This is a genomic window from Streptomyces hiroshimensis, from assembly GCF_014650335.1.
Lineage (GTDB): Bacteria > Actinomycetota > Actinomycetes > Streptomycetales > Streptomycetaceae > Streptomyces > Streptomyces hiroshimensis.
In genome coordinates, this window is the sequence record NZ_BMUT01000012.1 from 99700 (window position 1) to 119898 (window position 20199).

Genomic DNA, 20199 nt, shown 5'->3' on the forward strand with positions numbered 1-20199 from the left:
GGGCGGGGCGTCCGCGAACGCGCTGATGGCGCCCCGCACTTGCGGGGCGCCATCAGCGCGTTCGGGCCGGGTGCGGGGCGCGGCCGGAGTCGTCCGGGCCGTGCCCCCGCCCTCACCGCTCCTTCTGGGCCAGTCGCAGCAGGTGGTCCGCGAGGGCCTGGCCGCCCTTCGGGTCGCGGCTGATGAGCATCACGGTGTCGTCGCCCGCGATGGTGCCGATGATCTCGTGCACCCCCGCCTGGTCGATCGCCGAGGCGAAGAACTGCGCGGCGCCCGGCGGCGTGCGCAGGACGACCAGGTTGGCGGAGGCCTCCGCCGAGATCAGCAGTTCGCCCGCGAGGCGGCCCATACGGGCCTCGGTCGCGGATTCGCCGAGCGGGGCCCGGGGGGTGCGGTCGCCGCCCTCCGACGGGACCGCGTAGATCAGCTCGCCACCGGTGTTGCGGATCTTGACCGCGCCCAGTTCGTCGAGGTCGCGGGAGAGTGTCGCCTGGGTGACGGACAGGCCGTCGTCGGCGAGCAGCTTGGCGAGCTGGCTCTGCGACCGGACCGCCTGCCGGCCGAGGATGTCCACGATCCGGCGGTGGCGGGCGGTACGGGTCTGCGGTACGGCCTGTCCGCCGTGGAACGGCTCCGGCTCCTGCGCCTGGGTCATCGTCTCGTCAGTCTCCGCTTCGTCGTTCCCCGAAGGCCCGAGGGGCCGTATCGCCCCGCCGGCCCCGTCGGCGCCTCGTCGGCCGCTCCGGCCGCTCACGCCCCCGCGCCGGCGGCGGCAGCGGCGGCGTCCAGGACACCCGGCAGCGCCCGGAGGAACGTTTCCACCTCATCTTCGGTGATGATCAGCGGCGGGGCCAGCCGCACCACGTCGGGTGCGACCGCGTTCACCAGGAGGCCGGCGTCCTGTGCTGCCTGCTGCACCTTCGGTGCAAGGGGCTCGGAAAGGACAATACCCAGCAGCAGGCCCGCGCCACGGACGCGGTCGACCAGCGGGTGGCCGAGCGCAGCGATCCCGTCACGCAGCCGCTCCCCCGTCGCTGCCACGCGGGCGAGGATTCCTTCGCCCTCCAGCGTGTCGAGGACGGCCAGGGCGGCGGCGCAGGCGACGGGGTTCCCGCCGAAGGTGGAGCCGTGCTGACCGGGCGTCAGCAGATCGGCCGCGGCGCCGAAGGCGAGGGTCGCCCCGATCGGCAGGCCGCCGCCGAGGCCCTTGGCGAGCGTGACGATGTCGGGTTCGACGCCCTGGGCCGCGTGCTCGAACCAGTGGCCGGTGCGGCCGATACCTGTCTGAATCTCGTCCAGGACGAGGAGCGTGCCGGTGGCACGGGTGATCTCCCGGGCGGCGGCCAGATAGCCGGGAGGCGGTACGACGACGCCGGCCTCGCCCTGGACCGGCTCCAGCACCACGAGCGCGGTGTCGGTGGTCACGGCGGCCCGCAGCGCTTCGGCGTCGCCGTACGGGACGTGGGTGACGCCCGCGGGCAGCGGCAGGAAGGGGTCCTGTTTGGCGGGCTGGCCGGTGAGCGCCAGGGCCCCCATCGTGCGGCCGTGGAAGCCGCCGGTGGCGGCCACCATGTGCGTCCGGCCCGTCCGGCGCCCGATCTTGAACGCGGCCTCGACGGCCTCCGCGCCCGAGTTGGCGAAGTACACGCGCCCGGGCCGGCCCGCGAGGGCGAGCAGCCGCTCGGCGAGGGCGACCGTCGGCTCGGCGGTGAAGAGGTTGGAGACGTGCCCGAGCGTGGCGATCTGGTCCGACACCGCCCGGACGACCGCCGGGTGGGCGTGGCCGAGGGAGTTGACGGCGATCCCGCCGACGAAGTCGAGGTACGGCGTGCCGTCGGCGTCCCAGACGGTGCTCCCCTCCCCGCGGACGAGGGGGATGCGCGGGGTGCCGTAGTTGTCCATCAGCGCGCCCTGCCAGCGCTGGGTGAGTCCGGCGTTGCTGCTCAACTCCGCTTCCCCTCCGTCCCGGTCGCCGCCTCGTCGGGGACGACCATCGTGCCGATGCCCTCGTCCGTGAAGATCTCCAGGAGGATCGAGTGCTGGACCCGGCCGTCTATGACGCGGGCCGTGGTGACGCCGTTGCGCACGGCGTGCAGGCAACCCTCCATCTTGGGGACCATCCCGCTGGCCAGGTCGGGCAGGAGGGCCTCCAGCTCGCTCGCCGTGAGCCGGCTGATGACCTCGTCGCTGTGCGGCCAGTCCTCGTAGAGGCCCTCGACGTCGGTGAGGACCATCAGCGTCTCGGCGCCCAGGGCCGCGGCGAGGGCGGCAGCGGCGGTGTCGGCGTTGACGTTGTAGACGTGACCGTCGTCGGCGCTGCGGGCGATGGAGGAGACGACGGGGATGCGCCCGTTGTCGAGCAGGGCCTGGACGGCGCCGGTGTCGATGTCGGTGATCTCGCCGACGCGGCCGATGTCGACGCGTTCGCCGTCGATGTCGGCGTAGCGCTTGACGGCGGTCATGGTGTGGGCGTCCTCGCCGGTGAGGCCCACGGCGAGCGGGCCGTGCTCGTTGAGCAGGCCGACGAGTTCGCGCTGCACCTGCCCGGCGAGCACCATGCGGACGACCTCCATGGCCTCCGGGGTGGTCACGCGCAGGCCGGCCTTGAACTCGGACTCCAGGCCCAGCCGGTCGAGCTGCGCACTGATCTGCGGGCCGCCGCCGTGCACGACGACCGGGCGCAGCCCGGCGTGGTGGAGGAAGACGACGTCCTGGGCGAAGGCGGCCTTCAGCTCCTCGTCCACCATGGCGTTGCCGCCGAACTTGATGACGACGGTCTTGCCGTGATGCCGCGTCAGCCAGGGCAGCGCCTCGACGAGGATGCGGGCCTTGGGGAGGGCGGTGTGCTTGCGGGTCGTGCCCGCGCTGTCCGTGGTCGTGCTGTCCGTGGTCGTCATGAGGAGTACGCGCTGTTCTCGTGGACGTAGTCGGCGGTGAGGTCGTTGGCCCAGATGACGGCGGACTCGGCGCCTTCGGCCAGATCGGCGGTGATGCGGACCTCCCGGTAGCGCATGTCGACGAGGTCGCGGTCGTCACCGACGGAGCCGTTGCGGCAGACCCAGACGTCGTTGATGGCGACGTTGAGCTTGTCGGGGTCGAAGGCGGCGGAGGTCGTACCGATGGCGGAGAGCACGCGGCCCCAGTTGGGGTCCTCACCGTGGAGGGCGCACTTGAGAAGGTTGTTCCGGGCGATGGAACGCCCGACCTCGACGGCGTCGTCCTCGGTGGCGGCGTTGATGACCTCGATGCGGATGTCCTTGCTGGCGCCCTCGGCGTCGCCGATGAGCTGGCGCGCGAGGTCGTCGCAGACGGCCCGCACGGCCTCGGCGAACGCGTCCTGGGCCGGGGTGACTTCGGCGGCGCCCGAGGCGAGCAGCAGCACGGTGTCGTTGGTGGACATGCAGCCGTCGGAGTCGACCCGGTCGAAGGTCGTACGGGTCGCGGCGCGCAGGGCCGCGTCGAGACCGGCGGCATCGACGTCGGCGTCCGTGGTCAGCACCACGAGCATGGTGGCCAGCCCGGGCGCCAGCATCCCCGCGCCCTTCGCCATACCGCCCACCGTCCAGCCGTCACCCTGAACCACAGCCGTCTTGTGCACGGTGTCCGTGGTCTTGATCGCGATGGCGGCCTTCTCACCGCCGTGGGCGGAGAGCCCCGCGGCAGCCTTCTCGATGCCGGGCAGGAGTTTGTCCATCGGCAGCCGGACACCGATGAGCCCCGTGGACGCCACGGCGATCTCGCCCGCGCTGTGCCCGAGTACCTCGGCCGCCTTCTCGGCGGTGGCGTGGGTGTCCTGGAAGCCCCCGGGCCCGGTGCAGGCGTTGGCGCCGCCGGAGTTGAGGACCACGGCGGAGACCTGCCCGCCCTTGAGGACCTGCTGGGACCAGAGGACCGGCGCGGCCTTGACGCGGTTCGAGGTGAAGACGCCCGCGGCGGCCAGGCGGGGGCCCTGGTTGACCACGAGGGCCAGGTCGGGGCTGCCGCTCTCCTTGATCCCGGCGGCGATGCCCGCCGCCGTGAATCCCTTCGCTGCCGTGACGCTCACTGCATCTCCTCGTTCGCCCGGTTGCTCGTCGTGTTCATGGCCGTGCCGCACGGCACCAGCCGCGCCAGAAGGGTCGCGATGACCCGGCGGACGCTCATGGCGCCACCCCCGTGGCCGGCAGGCCCAGCTCCTCGGGGAGACCGAGGGCGATGTTCATGCTCTGCACCGCGCCACCGGCCGTGCCCTTGGTCAGGTTGTCGATCGCGCTCACCACGACGATCCGCCCCGCCGCCTCATCCAGCGCCACCTGCACCAGCGCGGTGTTGGCGCCGCAGACGGCTGCGGTGGCGGGCCACTGCCCCTCGGGCAGCAGGTGGACGAACGGCTCGTCCGCGAACGCCTTCTCGTACGCCGCCCGCAGGCCCTCCGCCGTGACACCGGGACGGGCCTTGGCACTGCAGGTGGCGAGGATGCCACGCGACATCGGTGCCAGGGTGGGCGTGAAGGAGACCGTGACGGGCTCGCCCGCGGCGGCGGAGAGGTTCTGGACGATCTCGGGCGTGTGGCGATGCCCGCCGCCCACACCGTACGGACTCATGGAGCCCATGACCTCGGACCCCAGCAGATGCGGCTTGGCCGCCTTGCCCGCACCCGACGTCCCCGACGCCGCCACGATCACCGCTTCCGGCTCCGCGAGCCCCGCCCCGTAGGCCGGGAACAGGGCCAGCGACACGGCGGTCGGGTAGCAGCCGGGCACCGCGATACGCCGCGAGCCCTTCAGTGCCTGCCGCCCGCCGGGCAGCTCCGGCAACCCGTACGGCCACGTCCCGGCATGCGCCGAACCGTAGAACCGCTCCCACTCCCCCGCATCCTCCAACCGGAAGTCCGCACCGCAGTCGATCACCAGCGTCCCGTCACCGAGCTCGGCGGCGACGGCCGCGGACTGACCGTGCGGCAGCGCGAGGAAGACCACGTCGTGCCCGGCGAGGACCTCGGCCGAGGTGGGCTCCAGCACGCGCCCCGCCAGGGGCAACAGGTGCGGCTGCACGGAGCCGAGCTTCTGGCCCGCGTTGGAGTTCGCCGTGAGGGCCCCGATCCGTACGCCGGGGTGCGCGAGCAGCAGGCGCAGCACTTCGCCGCCTGCGTATCCGCTCGCTCCTGCCACTGCCACACGTACTGCCATCGGGCCCCTCCTGGTCGATGGCATGACTATACGAATAAGCGAAGATTTATGCAATGCCTCCGCGGGGATCGGACCCCCGGACCTCGCGACGCCAGGCATGGCGCCATTAATGGTTCGCCATGGCGCCACACATGCGTCATGATGGCACTCTAAGCAGCGCGGGGTGAGCCATCAAAAGGGGTCGGATCATGGAGACAGCGCAGAGTCGGCAGCAGGCGGCACCCGGCGCCTTCAGCACCTTCAGCGCCTTCGCCCGCTTCGTACTCTGCGGCGGCGGAGTGGGGCTCGCCTCCAGCTTCGCCGTGGCGGCCCTCGCCTCCTGGATTCCCTGGGTCCTGGCCAACGCCCTGATCACCGTGGTCTCCACGCTGCTCGCCACCGAGCTGCACGCGCGCTTCACCTTCGGCGCGGGCGGGCGCGCGACCTGGCGCCAGCATGCGCAGTCGGCCGGGTCCGCGGCGGCCGCGTACGTGGTGACCTGCGTGGCGATGCTCGCCCTGCAGCAGCTGGTGGCGGCACCCGGTGCGGCGCTTGAGCAGGTCGTCTACCTGTCGGCCTCCGCGCTCGCCGGTCTCGCGCGGTTCGCGGTGCTGCGCCTCGTCGTCTTCGCGCGGAACCGCTCGCAGGCCGCGGCCACCGTCCGCACCGCCCGTCCCCTGCACGCGGCCGTGGCCCGCGCCTCGGCCCCGGCCGGCCCCGCGGCGCTCTGCCGCGCCGCATGAACAGAAACCGCCCCGGCCGGGCGCAGTGCCGGCCGGGGCGGAACGGTTTTCCGTCGTTGCGGGACGGGTCAGCCCAGGATCGCCAGAGCCTGGTTGAGCGTCGCCGACGGGCGCATGACGGCCGAGGCCTTCTTCACGTCGGGCTGGTAGTAGCCGCCGATGTCGGCCGGGGAGCCCTGCACCGCGATCAGCTCGTCGACGATGGTGCCCTCCTGCTCGGTCAGCGCCTTGGCCAGCGGCCCGAACGCCTCCGCGAGCTGCGCGTCGTCGGTCTGCTTCGCCAGCTCCTGGGCCCAGTACATCGCCAGGTAGAAGTGGCTGCCGCGGTTGTCGATGCCGCCCAGGCGGCGGCTCGGCGACTTGTCCTCGTTGAGGAAGGTGCCGGTGGCGCGGTCGAGCGTGTCGGCGAGGACCTTGGCGCGGGCGTTGCCCGTGGTCGTCGCGAGGTGCTCGAAGCTGGCCGCGAGCGCGAAAAACTCGCCCAGGCTGTCCCAGCGGAGGTAGTTCTCCTTGACGAGCTGCTGCACGTGCTTGGGGGCGGAGCCGCCGGCGCCGGTCTCGAACAGGCCGCCGCCGTTCATCAGCGGGACGACCGAGAGCATCTTCGCGCTCGTGCCGAGCTCGAGGATCGGGAACAGGTCGGTCAGGTAGTCACGCAGGACGTTGCCGGTGACGGAGATCGTGTCCTCGCCGCGGCGGATGCGCTCCAGCGAGAACTTCGTCGCCTCGACGGGCGACAGGATCTCGATCTGCAGGCCCTCGGTGTCGTGCTCGGGCAGGTACGCCTTGACCTTCTCGATGAGCTGCGCGTCGTGCGCGCGGTTCTCGTCGAGCCAGAACACGGCCGGGACGCCGGTGGCGCGGGCGCGGGTGACGGCGAGCTTGACCCAGTCGCGGATCGGCGCGTCCTTGGCCTGGCACATGCGGAAGATGTCGCCCGCGCCGACCGCCTGCTCCAGCACGACGTTGCCGGCGCCGTCGAGGACCCGCACCGTGCCGGTGGCCGGGATCTCGAAGGTCTTGTCGTGGCTGCCGTACTCCTCGGCCTTCTGCGCCATGAGGCCGACGTTGGGCACGGAGCCCATCGTCGACGGGTCGAAGGCGCCGTTGGCGCGGCAGTCGTCGACGACGACCTGGTAGACGCCCGCGTAGCTGCTGTCCGGGAGGACGGCGAGGGTGTCGGCCTCCTGGCCGTCCGGGCCCCACATGTGGCCGGAGGTGCGGATCATGGCCGGCATGGAGGCGTCGACGATGACGTCGCTGGGGACGTGCAGGTTGGTGATGCCCTTGTCGGAGTCGACCATCGCCAGGGCGGGGCCCTCGGCGAGCTCGGCGTCGAAGGAGGCCTTGATCTCGGCGCCCTCGGGCAGGGCCTCCAGGCCCTTGAGGATGCCGCCGAGGCCGTCGTTCGGGGTCAGGCCCGCGGCGGCGAGCTGCTCGCCGTACTGCGCGAACGTCTTCGGGAAGAAGGCGCGGACGACGTGGCCGAAGATGATCGGGTCGGAGACCTTCATCATCGTGGCCTTCAGGTGTACGGAGAACAGCACACCCTCGGCCTTGGCGCGGGCGATCTGCGCCGTGAGGAATTCGCGCAGGGCGGCGACGCGCATGACGGAGGCGTCGACGACCTCGCCGGCGAGCACGGGGACCGACTCGCGCAGGACGGTGGTGGAGCCGTCGTCACCCTTGAGCTCGATGCGGAACGTGCCGTCCTCGGCGACGACCGCGGACTTCTCGGTGGAGCGGAAGTCGTCGACGCCCATGGTGGCGACGTTGGTCTTCGAGTCGGCCGTCCAGGCGCCCATGCGGTGCGGGTGCGCCTTGGCATAGTTCTTGACCGACGCGGGGGCGCGGCGGTCGGAGTTGCCCTCGCGCAGGACGGGGTTGACGGCGCTGCCCTTGACCTTGTCGTAGCGGGCGCGGATGTCGCGCTCCTCGTCGGTCTTCGGGTCGTCCGGGTAGTCCGGCAACGCGTAGCCCTGCTGCTGCAGCTCGGCGACGGCGGCCTTCAGCTGCGGGATCGAGGCCGAGATGTTGGGCAGCTTGATGATGTTGGCACCCGGCGTCTTCGCCAGCTGACCGAGCTCCGCCAGGGCGTCGGCGATGCGCTGGCCCTCTTCGAGGTACTCGGGGAACTGGGAGATGATGCGGCCCGCCAGCGAGATGTCGCGGGTCTCCACAGTGACCCCGGCCGTCGAGGCGTAGGCCTGGACCACGGGCAGGAACGAGTGCGTGGCCAGGGCCGGCGCCTCGTCGGTGTGCGTATAGATGATGGTCGAGTCAGTCACCGGGTGCTCCGCTCCACGTCTGTAACATTGCTCGACATCAAGATATCTCGTGCCGCACCCCCTCTCGACAGGACCCTGGCCACATCCGCGGCGTGAAAGTCAGCCCTTGCCGTCGCCCAGGGACTCCAGCAGGGTCCTGAGGGCCGTCGCGACCGTGTCGCGCTCTTCCTTCGTGAGGGCGGCGAGCAGGCCGGCCGAGGTGGCGACGTGGTCGGGCAGGGCCTCGTCGATGAGGGCCCGGCCCGCGTCGGTGAGCGCCACGACGACGCTGCGGCCGTCCGACGCGCTGGGGCTGCGGCTCACCAGACCGCGGGCCTCCAGGCGGTCGAGGCGCTGCGTGATGGCCCCCGAGGTGACCATCGACGACCGCATCAGCTCGGCGGGGGTCAGCCGGTGCGGCGCGTCACTGCGCCGCAGCGTGGCGAGGACGTCGAAGGATGCGGCGTCCAGCCCGTGGGCGTTGAACGTACGGCCCGTTTCCGCCTCGACGAGCCGGGACAGCCGCTTGAGCCGTCCGAGTACCGCCATCGGCGACACATCCAGATCGGGGCGCTGCGCGGCCCACTGCTTCAGTACGCGGTCGACGTGATCTGCCATCGGTCCAGGGTAGAGGGTCCGCCGCAGTTGTCTTAGCAGTGAGGTACCTCACGTGGCACCCCCTCCTCAAATAGCTTAGCGCTGAGATACATTGCTTTAGTGCTAAGCAATCGCGTCGGGACCCTGCTGCTCACCGCCCTCGCACCCGCTGTCTGGGGCACCACCTACCTCGTCACCACCGAATTCCTCCCGCCCGGCCGCCCGCTCCTCGCGGCGGTCGTGCGGGCCCTGCCCGCCGGGCTCGCCCTCGTCGCCGTCACGCGACGCCTGCCGCAGGGCGTGTGGTGGTGGCGGGCGCTCGTGCTCGGCGCCCTCAACATCGGGGCGTTCTTCGCCCTGCTGTTCGTCGCCGCCTACCGGCTGCCCGGCGGGGTCGCCGCCACCGTCGGCGCGATACAGCCCCTGCTGGTCGCCCTCCTCTCGGCAGGCCTGCTCGGCCAGCGGCTCTCCGCCCGCACCCTGATCGCCGCCGTCACCGGCGTGGCGGGCGTCAGCCTGCTCGTACTGCGGGCCGGCGCCCGGCTGGACGCACTCGGTGTCGCCGCCGCGGCCGGCGGAGCCGTCGTCATGGCCACCGGAGTCGTCCTCAGCAAGCGCTGGGGCTCGCCCGCACCCCTGCTCGCGACCACCGGCTGGCAGCTCGTCGCAGGCGGTCTGCTCCTGCTGCCCGTCGCCCTCCTCACGGAGGGCGCGCCGCCCGTGCCGACCGCGACGAACCTGGCCGGTTACGCCTACATCGCGGTCATCGGGTCGGCCTTCGCGTACGCCCTGTGGTTCCGCGGGATCCAGCTCCTGACCCCGACCGACGTCACCTTCCTCGGGCTGCTCAGCCCGCTGGTCGCCACGGCGCTGGGGTGGCTGGCGCTCGGTCAGGAACTCAGCGCCGCCCAGGGGTTCGGCGCGATCGTCGTCCTCGGCTCGCTGGTCGCGGCGCAGAGCCGCCGCCGCGGACAGGGCGCGAAGGACGCGGACGACGCGAAGAACACGCACGTCACACTGGGTACTTCCCCTGCGGCCGCAACCGTGGCCGCAACCAACTCTCCCGACACCACCAGGAGCTGAGCCATCATGCGCATCACCGTCTTCGGAGCAGCCGGCAACGTGGGAAGCCGCGTCGTCACCGAGGCTCTGTCCCGCGGCCACGACGTCACCGCCGTCGTACGGAACTCCGCCCGCTTCGGCGAGCTGCCCGCCGGCGCCACCGCCCGCACCGGCGACGCGTCGGACCCGGCGGACGTCGCACGGCTCGCCGCCGGGCAGGACCTCGTGATCGGTGCCACCCGCCCGGCGCCCGGCAGCGAGCACCAGCTCGTCGCCGCCACCGAGGGACTGCTGGCCGGTCTCGCCGGGACCGGCGTCCGGCTGCTGCTCGTGGGCGGCGCCGGCAGCCTGATCCTCCCCGGCACCGGGGGCACCACCGTGATCGACGGTCCCGGCTTCCCCGCCGACTGGCGGCCCATAGCCCTGGCCTGCAACGACCAGCTGGCGGCCTGCCGCGCCGCCGGGCCCGGCCTGGACTGGGCCTACCTGAGCCCGGCCGCCCTGCTGGAGCCGGGCGAGCGCACCGGGCGCTACCGGCGGGGCACCGACGAACTCATCGTGGACGCCGAGGGCAACTCGGCGATCTCCATGGAGGACCTGGCGGTGGCCCTCCTCGACGAGGCCGAGCAGCCGGTGCACCACCGGGCGCGGTTCACGGTCGCGTACTGACGAAATCCAGGCCGCTGCCGCGGGCGATCGCCGACGGTCACCGTCGCGAACCGCCCGCGGCGCGGCCATGCGGCCGGCGTCCGCGGTTCGACACGACGGTAGTCCGGCACCGCCGGTACGGCCGATCGTGGCTGGTCGCCGCTGCGGCGGGGGACGCCGGTTCCGGCGTCAGTGGGCCCGTTGTGCGCCCTGCAAGCGCTCCAGTTCGCGGCGGTCGCGCTTCGTGGGGCGGCCCGTGCCGCGGTCGCGGACGGCTGCCACGGCCACCTGCTCGCGCGGCGGCTCGGGCGGGGTGTTGTCGACGTAGCACTCCGCCGCGACGGGCGCGCCGACCCGCTTGCTGATGAGCCGCGACACGACGACGATGCGCTCCCGCCCGTCGAGGCGCACCCGCACCTCGTCGCCGGTGCGCACCGTCTGGGCGGGCTTGGCGCGCTCGCCGTTGACGCGGACGTGGCCCGCCCGGCAGGCGGTGCCCGCCGCGGAGCGCGTCTTCGTGAGCCGCACGGACCAGATCCAGCTGTCGACCCGGACCGGCGCGGCGCCCTCGCCTGAAGCAACTACTGAAGCCATGCTCCGACTGTAGGCCCTGTCCGGGCAGTCACCCGGAATATGCGGTCCCGAACGCCGTCCGCAGTCTGCTCACGCCCTCCGCGAGCTCCGCCGTCCCGGCGGCCGCCGCGAAGCTCAGCCGCAGGTGCGGGGCCACGGACTCCGCGGGGTGGTACGGGCCGCCCGAGGCCACGGCGACGCCGGCGCGCAGCGCGGCCGCGGACAGCGCGGCGTCGTCGGTGCCGTCCGGCAGCCGGGCCCACACGTGGAAGCCCCCGGGCGGGACGAAGCCGACGGATACGCCGGGAAGTTCGCGGTGCAGGGCGGTGAGCAGCGCCTCGCGGCGGACGCGCAGCTCGGCGGCGGTCGTGCGCCGGTGCCGGGTCCAGGCGGGCGAGCCGACGAGTTCGAGCGCGGCCTCCTGCAGCGGGCGCGGCACGAAGAAGCTGTCCACGACCTGGATGGCCCGCAGGCGTTCGAGGACCGGCCCGCGGGCGGCGAGGGCCCCGACGCGCAGGCTCGGCGAGGTGGCCTTGGTGAGGGAGCAGACGTGGACGACGATGCCGTCGGGATCGTCCGCGGCGAGGGTGGGCGGCAGCGGCGGGGCGTCCTCGTGGGCGAGGCGGCGTGCGAAGTCGTCCTCGATGACGAAGGCCCCGGCCTCGCGGGCCGCCCGGATCACCTCGGGCCGCCGGTCGTCGGCCAGGACCGCGCCGGTCGGGTTCTGGAACAGCGGCTGGCAGACGAAGACCCGCGCGCCGCTCGTATGGAACGCCTCCGCGAGCAGGTCGGTGCGCACGCCGCGGGCGTCGGCCGGCACGGGGACGGGCCGCAGTCCGGAGGCGCGCGCGGCGGCGAGCATGCCGGGGTAGGTCGGGGACTCGACGAGGACGGGCGCGCCGGGCGGGGCGAGGGCCCGCAGGGCCGCGGTCAGGGCGCTCTGGCCGCCGGCGGTGATCAGCACCTCGGAGGCGGCGACGGTGCCCGCCGGGCCGCCGATCTCGCGGGCGAACCACGCGCGCAGCTCCGTCACGCCCTCGATCGGCGGGCGGCCCCACGCGCCGGGGCGGCGCCCGGCCCGGCCGAGGGCCGCGGCGAGGGCGCGCTCGGGCTGCAGGGAGGGGTGGAGGTAGCCGCCGCTGAGCTCGATGACGCCGGGCGGGGGCTCGGCGAGCGTGCTGAGCACGCCGGACGCGTCGACGGAGCGGGGGACGGCCTCCGCCGCGCTCTCCACGCTGAGGGCGACCTGCTGCCAGGAGGTGTCGCCGAGGCGTACGGGCGCGCTGTGCGGGGCCGTACGGAAGGCGCCCGCGCCGGGGCGGGTGGTCACGAGGCCCTCCGAGGCGAGGGCGGCGATGGCCCGCGAGACGGTGACCGGGCTGACGCGGAAGCGCTCGACGAGCGCCCTGCTGGACGGCAGCTTCTCACCGGGAGAGTAGCGGTCGAGCTCCTTTTTCAGGGCTTCTGCCAGTTCAGCGACGCTGTTACGCTCATGCATGAGTGTGAAAGATAGCGCTATCGAGCCGATGACGGTAGCAGTGCAGAGCTCCGGGCGGGCCGCTGCGGCGGACCCCGCGGGAGCTGCCGTCCCCCACGCCGTCCCCCGTGCGGGGAGCGGCGTCCTCCTCGCCGCCCTGGGCGTGGCCACCTTCTCGCTGACCTTCCCGGCGACGGCCTGGGCCCTGGAAGGGCTCGGCCCGTGGTCCGTGACCTCCTGCCGGATGACGCTGGCGGGCCTGATCGCCGCCGGCTGCCTGCTGGCCCTGCGCGTCCGGGTGCCCGCGCGGCGGCACTGGCCCGCGCTGTGCGCGGTGGCCGGCGGCACGGTCGTCGGCTTCCCCCTGCTGACCACGCTCGCCCTGCAGACCTCCACCACCTCGCACGCCGCGGTCGTCGTGGGCCTGCTGCCGCTGACGACGGCCGCCTACGCGGCCGTACGCAACCGGACCCGGCACTCGCGCACGTTCTGGGGCGCGGCGGTCACGGGCGCGGCCGTGGTGATCGCCTTCGCGCTGCAGCAGAGCGGCGGCAGCCCCACGGCCGGCGATCTGTACCTGTTCGGCGCCCTGCTGGTCTGCGCCGCGGGCTACGCGGAGGGCGGGCGGCTGGCGCGCGAGATGCCGGGCTGGCAGGTGATCGGCTGGGCGCTGGTGCTGTGCCTGCCGGTGGCGGCCGCGGGCACCGCGGTGGCGCTGGCGGCCGAGCCCGTGCGGCTCACGGGCCACACGGTCGCGGGCCTGCTGTGGCTCGCCGCCGGATCGCAGTTCCTGGGCATGTGGGTGTGGTACCGCGGCATGAGCGCGATCGGGGTCGCCCGGGCCAGCCAGCTGCAGCTGGCGCAGCCGCTGCTCACCCTGGTCTGGTCGGTGCTGCTGCTCGGCGAGCACCTGACCCCCGCCGCGCCGGTGGCCGCCGTGGCCGTGCTGGTGTGCATCGGGGTGACGCAGCGGGCGCGCGGCTGACCGGTGGCGCGGCGTTGCTCCACCTGGCCGAGGGGCGGGCCATATACCGCCGGTCACCGTAGACTTGGAAGCATCCCAGCACACCTCGAATATCGAACGGAACTCGAACAGAAGGGGCACCGTCGATGCATGCGAGCAAGGGTGACCGCTTGGTGGTTCACGGACGGACGGTCGGCCAGGAGGACCACGTCGTGGAGATCGTGGAGGTGCTGGGACCCAACGGCAATCCGCCGTACCGGGTCCGCGCCGACAACGGCCACGAGACGATCATGTCGCCGGGCCCCGACGCCGTCGTCGACCACCGCAAGGCCTCCGGCCAGGGTTAGCCGAACGGGCTCCCCCTCCCGCCGCCGCGGCGCCCGGCCACCGCGGCGGCCCGTCCGGGCCCCGGGTCACTTCGGCGGGCGCACCCGCGCCGGGTAGTGGTCCCTGACCACCCGCGCCATCGCCCCTATCGGGTCCGCCACCACCTGCTTCGCGGAGAAGTACACGTTCCCGAGCACCTCCGGGTACTCCCGGCACAGCGTGAGGTGGCGCGAGAGCTCGGCCGGGTCCTGCCAGGGGGCGGGCTGCGCGGGGTCGCCCGCCCGGTACAACGCCTCGCCGATGTACAGCTGTACGTCCGTGTCCCGGACGGTCTCCGCCCACCACGGCACGAGCTTCGCGTAGTCCGCCGCGGCGAAGCCGATGTGCCAGTACACCTGCGGCACGATGTAGTCGATCCACTCCTCGCGGACCCACTTGCGCGTATCCGCACCGAGGTCGTCGTAGGTCTGGACGCCCGCACGGGTGTCCGAGCCGAGCGGGTCGGCGGAGCGGTTGCGCCAGACCGCGAACGGGCTGATCCCGAACTGCACGTGCCGCTTGCGCCGCTTGATGCGCTCCCCCATCTCCCGCACCAGCAGGTCGATGTTGTCGCGCCGCCAGGCGGCCCGGTCCGGGAACCCCGAGCCGTAGCGGGCGTACGCGGTGTCGTCGTCGAAGCGCTGGCCGGCCACCGGGTACGGGTAGAAGTAGTCGTCGAAGTGCACGCCGTCCAGGTCGTAGCGGGAGACGGCGTCGAGCATGGCGTCCTGGACGAAGCGGCGCACCTCGGGCAGGCCGGGGTTGTAGTAGAGCTTCCCGCCGTAGGGGACGACCCACTCGGGGTGGATACGGGCGGGGTGCGTGGGGACGAGCCGCCCGAGGTCGGTGTGGTTGGCGATGCGGTAGGGGTTGAACCAGCCGTGCAGCTCGATCCTGCGCCGGTGGGCCTCGCGCACGGCGAAGGCCAGCGGGTCCCAGCCCGGATAGCGTCCTTGAGTGCCCGTCAGGTACTGCGACCACGGCTCGAACGGGGAGGGCCAGAAGGCGTCCGCGGTGGGCCGGATCTGCAGCATGACGGCGTTGAGCCGGCGCTCGACGGCCGCTTCGAGGAGGGTGATCAGCTCCTCCTGCTGCCGTTCGGGGCTCAGGCCCGGCTTGGACGGCCAGTCGACGTTGACGACGGTGGCGATCCACATCCCCCGGAACTCGCGCTTGCGCCGGCGCTCGGCTCCGCCACCGGCCCCGGCCGCCCGCGGAGTGGGCCACGCCTGCCCCGCCGCCGCCCCAGCCTCGCCGGACGCCAGCATGGCGGACATCATTCCTGCGGCGGCCACGGTGAACCCTCTTCGGGTCATACGCCCCATATGCGGGACCTCTCTTCGCCGTCTCGTCGGATCGGTCACACCGTTCGAGGCCAGCATGCCCGCCCCAGCCCCATCAGGACCGCAGGGCGCGGAGTAACGTCTGGAACGAGGCGACCGCCGCGGCGAGGACGCGGCGCCCCGCCGGACGACCAAGATCAGCGAAAGGCACGATGTTGACGGACACTGTGGCAGACGTAGCGCGTGTCGGGGTGGTGGGCTGCGGCCAGATGGGCGCGGGGATCGCGGAGGTGTGTGCCCGGGCCGGCCTGGACGTCATGGTCGCCGAGACCACCGGGGAAGCCCTGGAGATCGGCCGCACCCGCCTGACCAATTCCCTCGGCAAGGCCGCCGAGCGCGGCAAGATCTCCGAGGAGGAGCGCGACGCGACGCTCGCCCGGCTGAGCTTCACCACCGACCTCGGCGAGTTCGCCGACCGCGACCTGGTCATCGAGGCCGTCGTCGAGAACGAGCAGGTCAAGACCGAGATCTTCCAGGTCCTCGACCAGGTGGTCACCCGCCCCGACGCGATCCTGGCCTCCAACACCTCCTCGATCCCGCTGGTGAAGCTGGCCGTGGCCACCTCCCGGCCGGACCGCGTCATCGGCATCCACTTCTTCAACCCGGCCCCGGTGCAGAAGCTCGTCGAGCTCATCCCGGCGCTCACCACCAGCGAGGAAACGATCAAGCGCGCCGACGCGCTGGTCGTCAACGTGCTGGGCAAGCACGCCATCCGGGCCCAGGACCGCTCCGGCTTCGTCGTCAACGCCCTGCTGATCCCGTACCTGCTCTCGGCCATCCGGATGTTCGAGTCCGGCATCGCCAGCCGCGAGGACATCGACAACGGCATGGAGCTCGGCTGCGCCCACCCGATGGGCCCGCTCAAGCTCTCCGACCTGATCGGCCTGGACACGGTGGCCTCGGTCGCCGACAGCATGTACCAGGAGTACAAGGAGCCGCTGTACGCCGCTCCCCCGCTGCTCCAGCGCATGGTCGACGCCGGCCGCCTCGGCCGCAAGACCGGCTCGGGCTTCTACACGTACTGATACCCGTACGGGCGTCACGTACCGTCACCGCCGCACACCCGTGTTCGCACGGGGTGTGCGGCGGTGACTCGCATATACCCCCCGCACACGCTCCCGTTCCGCGCCGCTACGCGATTGACTCGGCTCGTCGGACACACAGGAGTCATTCCGGAAGGGGTACGGACCGTGACCATGCATCCCGAGCAGGCCACCAGAACGGCTGAGCTCGCGGAGCTCCGTCGTAGCCTCGATGTCGGCGTCGTCCGCATCGACGGCCACCTCGCCCTCCTCACCCAGCGCAGCGACCAGTCGGAACGCGAGATCACCGAGATGGCGGACCGGGTAAGGGCACTGGAGCACGGCAGGTGGCCCCTGCCCTCACTGGCCGCGCTCACCGGAGTCGCCGCCCTGGCACTGGCCGTCTGGCAGGCGACCGGCCGGTGAACGCGGGACGTGCCGCAGCCGGGTGCGGGGCCGCGCGCTAGCCGAGCCTGATGTGGTGGAGCAGAAGCAGCGCCGCCGCCATGTTCGCGGCCGGCACCTCACCCCGGCCGATCATGTCGGGCACCAGCTTCAGCGGCACCCACTCGCGCCGGTCGGACTCGAAGTCGTCCTCCGGGTCGCCGATGTACTCGGCCTCGTCCGACCAGTAGATGTGGTGCCGGGCGTCGGTGAGGCCGTTGGACGGCTCGACGGACATCAGGTGCCGCAGCGGGCCCGGCCGCCACCCGGTCTCCTCCTCCATTTCGCGGGCCGCCGCACCGGCGAGGTCCTCGCCGTCCTCGACCACGCCGGCGGCCAGCTCCCAGCCCCAGTTGTCGGTGATGAAGCGGTGCCGCCACAGCAGCAGGACCTCATTGGCCTCGTTGACCACCGTGGCCACGGCGACGGGCCGCAGCCTGATGACGAAGTGGTCGAGGTGGCGGCCGTCGGGGAGTTGAACGTCTGCGAGATTGACCCGGAACCAGCGGTTCCCATAGACCGTCCGCTCCCTGAGATTCTTCCAACGCACGTGTTGCCACCTTCCGCCGAGGTGGCCACCTCCCCGGGCGCTGTCCTCACAGGGGCACGCGCAACGCCCCGTCGATCATCTCGGCGGCCTCGGCAGTGGCCGCACACCCGCTTTCGATCAGGTGCTCGCGCACCGCCCGGAGCCGGTCCCGTAAGCGCTGCGATTCCATGCCTCTCGCCTGCTCGGTCATCTCCCGTGCGGTGGCCACCGCCTTGTCCGCGTCTCCTTGACGCAGCTCGATGTGCGTGAGCATGGCGAGCCGGTGGACACGTCCCCGGTCGTGGGCGGGGGTGTCGACGGCCCGGTCCGCGTGCTCACGGGCGGGTCCGAGGTCGCCGAGGCTGAGGAGCGCCTCCGCCACCTGCACGTTCACCAGACCGGGCTGCACATAGCCGGTCTCGGCGGGCTCCTGGCCACGGCGGATGCGCTCGGCGGCGGTCTCGGCGCGGCGGATACAGGCGAGCGCGCCGGCGCCGTCGCCGAGCCGTGCGTAGGCCTTGGCCTGCATGGCGTAGAGGTCGGCCGCGAGGGCCGGGGTCAGCTCCGTGCCCGCGGCCCGCAGCGCGGACTCGGCGAACGCCACGGCCTGCCGGTACTCGCGCATGAACAGCGACTGGTTGACGAGCAGGGCGATGACGTAGCCGCCGAGGCCGCGGTCGCCGCTGGCCTTGGCCAGCCGCAGCGCCTGGTGGAAGTAGCGCTGGGCCAGGCCGTGCGCGTCGGAGTCGTAGGCGCAGATGCCGGCGACGGCGACCAGCCCGCCGGTGGCGCGGTGCAGCTGACGGCCCGTCTCGTCGGTGTAGCTGCCGCGCAGCAGGGGGGCCGCCTCGGCGTTGAGGAAACCCACGACGCGGGCGCGCGTGGCGATCCCGCCCGCCTTGCGGTACATCTGCTCGTAGTGGGTGCGGGCCGCGCGCAGCATCTCGATGTCGTCCATGGAGACGCGGGTGAGGCCGCGCCGGGAGACGTCGGCGTCCTCGGGAGGGTTCTCCCACTCCCAGACCGGGATGACGGCGGGGGTCCCGGTGACGGCGGGAGCGGTGACGACGTGCTCGCGCTGCTGCTCGTCGGAGCGCCAGAGGGCGGTGGCGCGTTCGACGAAGCCGGAGAGCGGGGTGTTGGGCAGGCGCGGGCTGCCCGGGGTGCCGAGGCCGATGTCGTCCAGGGTCAGCGCGCGGTGCAGCCGCTCGCCGAGCACTTCGCAGATCAGATCCGGCACCTGGCCGCGGGGCCGCTGGCCCTTCAGCCAGCGGGCGACGGCCGTGTGTTCGTAACGCAGCGCCAGACCCCGGGCCCGGCCTGCCGCGTTGATGTGGGCGGCGAGGCCGGCGTGGGATATGCCCGCTTCGTCGAGGATGGCGTCAAGGAGAGTGTTGGGCTCCATCCTGCCCTCCGCATACGCTCGGTGGGGCCAGCGTAATGGAGATCCCTTCGCACGGGGTGTGAACCGGCCGTGGCTGTGCGTCGAACGGCAGCGGGCCGCGGAGAGACGGATTCCGCCGGCCGCGGCAGCGCGCGCGTCAGCGGCGGGGGCGGCCCGAGCGGGCCAGACAGGGGCGGGATCCGGGCCCCGGGGCGGGGCAGCGGTCGTTGCTCAGCACCAGCAGGGCGATGTCGTCGGAGAGCCGGCCGCCGGTGTGGCGCAGCAGGGCGGACTGGACGTGCTCGATGATCGCGGCGGGGACGACGGGCGCACGGTCGGCGGCGGCGTCGTCGAGAGCCCTCGCGAGCGGAAAGAAGGAACCGGCCGCATCGCGCGCATCCTCCGCGCCGTCCGTGTGGAGCACCAGGGCGTCCCCCGGCAGCAGCATGGTCAGGGGGACGACGGGCAGCTCGGGCGGCAGCGGGAACAGCCCGAGCGGCGGCAGCGGATCGCCCCGGCCCACGGCGGCCGCGCGGGCGCCCTCACCGGCGGTGCCGGAGAGGCGGTACGGCCAGGGGTGGCCGCAGTTGACCGCGGTGACCAGGCCGTCGGGGCGGATCTCCAGCAGCAGGACGGTCACGAACTCCTCGCCCAGGCCGCGCTCCTGCTCCGCCCCGGGCCTGGCCTGTGCCTCGGCGCGGGCGCGCTCGCACAGATGGCGCTGCAGGGCGCGGTCCAGGCGGCGCAGCACATCGGCCAGGGCGGGTTCGTCGTGGGCGGCCTCGCGGAAGCTGCCGAGGACGGCGGCGACGGTGCCGATGGCGGTGAGGCCGTGGCCGCGGACGTCTCCTATGACGATGCGCACGCCGTACGGGGTGGCCAGCGCCTCGTACAGATCGCCGCCGACCAGGGCGCCCTCGCTGACCGAGAGGTGGCCGCCGGCGAGGGTGATCCCGTCGAGCCGGGGCGGCAGGGGCCGCAGGAGCACGCGCTGGGCGGTGGCGGCGACCTCACGGGCGCGCTCCAGCTCGCGCAGGAGACGCCGGCGGCGGCCGGTGACGGCGCAGCCCGCGGCGGCGACGGCGACGATCGCACAGCAGGTGCCGACGCGGACTCCGCCGTCCACGCGGGCCGACCCCAGGGGGACGAGGGCGAACAGCGCGCAGGCCCCGGCGGCCGTCACGCACTGGCGGCGGCCGCTGCCCGCGCAGGCGATGGCGGGCGCGGCCGCGAGCAGCTGCACGGCCTCGCCGCGGGGGCTCACCAGCTCCCACGCGACCACTCCCAGTACCCACAGCCCGGGGAGAGCGAACACCACCCCCCGCCGCCAGCGCACCGCTCTTGTCCGGATCATGCCGTTGGCCCCCCTAGCAGCAATGACGCGCTCGATTCTCGCGAGCGATCAGCGCTAAGTAACGACCCGGACCTTCATTTCCACCCTATTGAGTGATATTCGGACACTCTTGAGTGAGGAAACGCGAGAGGGGCGCATCCGGTTCACCGGATGCGCCCCTCGTTCAGGCCGCGATGTCCTGCGTTTTCCCCGGCTTCTTCCAGCTGCTTCCAACTGTTTTCAGCCGCGGCCTTCCGCCCGGCAGGCGGTCACGCAGTGTCACGTGGTGTCACACGATGT

At 72.9% G+C, this 20199-nt stretch carries 20 protein-coding genes; 7 read left to right on the forward strand and 13 right to left on the reverse strand.

What is annotated here, in order from left to right; all coding sequences use genetic code 11:
* Positions 1-112: 112 nt before the first annotated feature.
* From IE241_RS25600 to argC, 5 genes are all read right to left on the reverse strand, one after another.
* Positions 113-655 (reverse strand): arginine repressor, encoded by a 543-nt coding sequence (locus IE241_RS25600; protein ID WP_058045220.1) that lies wholly within the window; start codon positions 653-655, stop codon positions 113-115.
* Between the two features lie 95 nt (positions 656-750).
* Positions 751-1947 (reverse strand): acetylornithine transaminase, encoded by a 1197-nt coding sequence (locus IE241_RS25605; protein WP_268254428.1) that lies wholly within the window; start codon positions 1945-1947, stop codon positions 751-753.
* Positions 1944-2897, reverse strand: coding sequence for an acetylglutamate kinase (gene argB, locus IE241_RS25610; RefSeq protein WP_190024188.1), 954 nt, complete (start codon positions 2895-2897; stop codon positions 1944-1946). Before argB ends, IE241_RS25605 begins: the two co-directional genes overlap by 4 nt.
* A complete protein-coding gene (gene argJ, locus IE241_RS25615; protein ID WP_190024189.1) occupies positions 2894-4045 on the reverse strand; it encodes a bifunctional glutamate N-acetyltransferase/amino-acid acetyltransferase ArgJ in 1152 nt (383 codons plus the stop codon). Before argJ ends, argB begins: the two co-directional genes overlap by 4 nt.
* 94 nt (positions 4046-4139) lie before the next feature.
* The gene (gene argC / locus IE241_RS25620; protein WP_190024190.1) at positions 4140-5168 is read right to left on the reverse strand and encodes an N-acetyl-gamma-glutamyl-phosphate reductase; all 1029 of its coding nucleotides are present in this window, start codon (positions 5166-5168) and stop codon (positions 4140-4142) included.
* Positions 5169-5356: 188 nt separating this feature from the next.
* Here argC and IE241_RS25625 point away from each other — a divergent pair, with 188 nt between their 5' ends.
* A complete protein-coding gene (locus tag IE241_RS25625) occupies positions 5357-5890 on the forward strand; it encodes a GtrA domain-containing protein (RefSeq protein WP_190024191.1) in 534 nt (177 codons plus the stop codon).
* A 68-nt stretch (positions 5891-5958) separates the two neighbouring features.
* Here the strand turns inward: IE241_RS25625 and IE241_RS25630 are convergent, their stop codons facing one another.
* The gene (locus IE241_RS25630; RefSeq protein WP_190024192.1) at positions 5959-8178 is read right to left on the reverse strand and encodes an NADP-dependent isocitrate dehydrogenase; all 2220 of its coding nucleotides are present in this window, start codon (positions 8176-8178) and stop codon (positions 5959-5961) included.
* 99 nt (positions 8179-8277) lie between these two features.
* Positions 8278-8775 (reverse strand): MarR family winged helix-turn-helix transcriptional regulator, encoded by a 498-nt coding sequence (locus IE241_RS25635; protein WP_190024193.1) that lies wholly within the window; start codon positions 8773-8775, stop codon positions 8278-8280.
* A gap of 99 nt (positions 8776-8874) precedes the next feature.
* Here IE241_RS25635 and IE241_RS25640 point away from each other — a divergent pair, with 99 nt between their 5' ends.
* Both IE241_RS25640 and IE241_RS25645 read left to right on the forward strand, forming a co-directional pair.
* Positions 8875-9837: an EamA family transporter gene (locus tag IE241_RS25640; protein WP_190024194.1), complete on the forward strand. Its 963-nt coding sequence runs from the start codon at positions 8875-8877 to the stop codon at positions 9835-9837.
* Positions 9838-9843: 6 nt separating this feature from the next.
* Positions 9844-10485 carry an NAD(P)-dependent oxidoreductase gene (locus tag IE241_RS25645; RefSeq protein WP_190024195.1) on the forward strand — a complete coding sequence of 214 codons (642 nt, stop codon included), beginning with the start codon at positions 9844-9846 and terminating at the stop codon, positions 10483-10485.
* A 168-nt stretch (positions 10486-10653) separates the two neighbouring features.
* Here the strand turns inward: IE241_RS25645 and IE241_RS25650 are convergent, their stop codons facing one another.
* Positions 10654-11058: an RNA-binding S4 domain-containing protein gene (locus IE241_RS25650; protein ID WP_190024196.1), complete on the reverse strand. Its 405-nt coding sequence runs from the start codon at positions 11056-11058 to the stop codon at positions 10654-10656.
* Positions 11059-11086: 28 nt separating this feature from the next.
* Positions 11087-12535, reverse strand: coding sequence for an aminotransferase-like domain-containing protein (locus tag IE241_RS25655; RefSeq protein ID WP_190024197.1), 1449 nt, complete (start codon positions 12533-12535; stop codon positions 11087-11089).
* Here IE241_RS25655 and IE241_RS25660 point away from each other — a divergent pair.
* A complete protein-coding gene (locus IE241_RS25660) occupies positions 12534-13499 on the forward strand; it encodes a DMT family transporter (RefSeq protein WP_190024198.1) in 966 nt (321 codons plus the stop codon). The two genes, IE241_RS25655 and IE241_RS25660, sit on opposite strands and share 2 nt — an antisense overlap.
* A 125-nt stretch (positions 13500-13624) precedes the next feature.
* Complete coding sequence (locus IE241_RS25665) at positions 13625-13825, forward strand: DUF1918 domain-containing protein (RefSeq protein WP_190024199.1); 201 nt, start codon at positions 13625-13627, stop codon at positions 13823-13825.
* Between the two features lie 66 nt (positions 13826-13891).
* Here the strand turns inward: IE241_RS25665 and IE241_RS25670 are convergent, their stop codons facing one another.
* Positions 13892-15169, reverse strand: a complete 1278-nt coding sequence (locus IE241_RS25670) for a glycoside hydrolase family 10-like protein (protein WP_190024200.1) — start codon at positions 15167-15169, stop codon at positions 13892-13894.
* Between the two features lie 185 nt (positions 15170-15354).
* Between IE241_RS25670 and IE241_RS25675 the strand changes: the two genes are divergently transcribed.
* A complete protein-coding gene (locus tag IE241_RS25675; RefSeq protein WP_190024201.1) occupies positions 15355-16212 on the forward strand; it encodes a 3-hydroxybutyryl-CoA dehydrogenase in 858 nt (285 codons plus the stop codon).
* Between the two features lie 165 nt (positions 16213-16377).
* Positions 16378-16635, forward strand: coding sequence for a hypothetical protein (locus IE241_RS25680; RefSeq protein ID WP_373300757.1), 258 nt, complete (start codon positions 16378-16380; stop codon positions 16633-16635).
* A gap of 37 nt (positions 16636-16672) precedes the next feature.
* Here the strand turns inward: IE241_RS25680 and IE241_RS25685 are convergent, their stop codons facing one another.
* The 3 genes from IE241_RS25685 to IE241_RS25695 all read right to left on the reverse strand — a co-directional run bounded on the left by IE241_RS25685 (position 16673) and on the right by IE241_RS25695 (position 19920).
* Complete coding sequence (locus tag IE241_RS25685) at positions 16673-17203, reverse strand: NUDIX hydrolase (protein ID WP_190024202.1); 531 nt, start codon at positions 17201-17203, stop codon at positions 16673-16675.
* A 46-nt stretch (positions 17204-17249) separates the two neighbouring features.
* The gene (locus IE241_RS25690; protein WP_190024203.1) at positions 17250-18587 is read right to left on the reverse strand and encodes a tetratricopeptide repeat protein; all 1338 of its coding nucleotides are present in this window, start codon (positions 18585-18587) and stop codon (positions 17250-17252) included.
* A gap of 136 nt (positions 18588-18723) precedes the next feature.
* Positions 18724-19920 (reverse strand): PP2C family protein-serine/threonine phosphatase, encoded by a 1197-nt coding sequence (locus IE241_RS25695; protein WP_190024204.1) that lies wholly within the window; start codon positions 19918-19920, stop codon positions 18724-18726.
* Positions 19921-20199: the final 279 nt, after the last annotated feature.

Coding starts and splice junctions, on each gene's coding strand:
- IE241_RS25690 (WP_190024203.1), bottom strand. CDS start 18,587: ATGGAGCCCAACACTCTCCTTGACGCCATCCTCGACGAAGCGGGCATA.
- IE241_RS25625 (WP_190024191.1), top strand. CDS start 5,357: ATGGAGACAGCGCAGAGTCGGCAGCAGGCGGCACCCGGCGCCTTCAGC.
- IE241_RS25660 (WP_190024198.1), top strand. CDS start 12,534: ATGAGTGTGAAAGATAGCGCTATCGAGCCGATGACGGTAGCAGTGCAG.
- IE241_RS25655 (WP_190024197.1), bottom strand. CDS start 12,535: ATGCATGAGCGTAACAGCGTCGCTGAACTGGCAGAAGCCCTGAAAAAG.
- argC (WP_190024190.1), bottom strand. CDS start 5,168: ATGGCAGTACGTGTGGCAGTGGCAGGAGCGAGCGGATACGCAGGCGGC.
- IE241_RS25670 (WP_190024200.1), bottom strand. CDS start 15,169: ATGGGGCGTATGACCCGAAGAGGGTTCACCGTGGCCGCCGCAGGAATG.
- IE241_RS25665 (WP_190024199.1), top strand. CDS start 13,625: ATGCATGCGAGCAAGGGTGACCGCTTGGTGGTTCACGGACGGACGGTC.
- IE241_RS25635 (WP_190024193.1), bottom strand. CDS start 8,775: ATGGCAGATCACGTCGACCGCGTACTGAAGCAGTGGGCCGCGCAGCGC.
- IE241_RS25695 (WP_190024204.1), bottom strand. CDS start 19,920: ATGATCCGGACAAGAGCGGTGCGCTGGCGGCGGGGGGTGGTGTTCGCT.
- IE241_RS25600 (WP_058045220.1), bottom strand. CDS start 655: ATGACCCAGGCGCAGGAGCCGGAGCCGTTCCACGGCGGACAGGCCGTA.
- IE241_RS25645 (WP_190024195.1), top strand. CDS start 9,844: ATGCGCATCACCGTCTTCGGAGCAGCCGGCAACGTGGGAAGCCGCGTC.
- argB (WP_190024188.1), bottom strand. CDS start 2,897: ATGACGACCACGGACAGCACGACCACGGACAGCGCGGGCACGACCCGC.
- IE241_RS25650 (WP_190024196.1), bottom strand. CDS start 11,058: ATGGCTTCAGTAGTTGCTTCAGGCGAGGGCGCCGCGCCGGTCCGGGTC.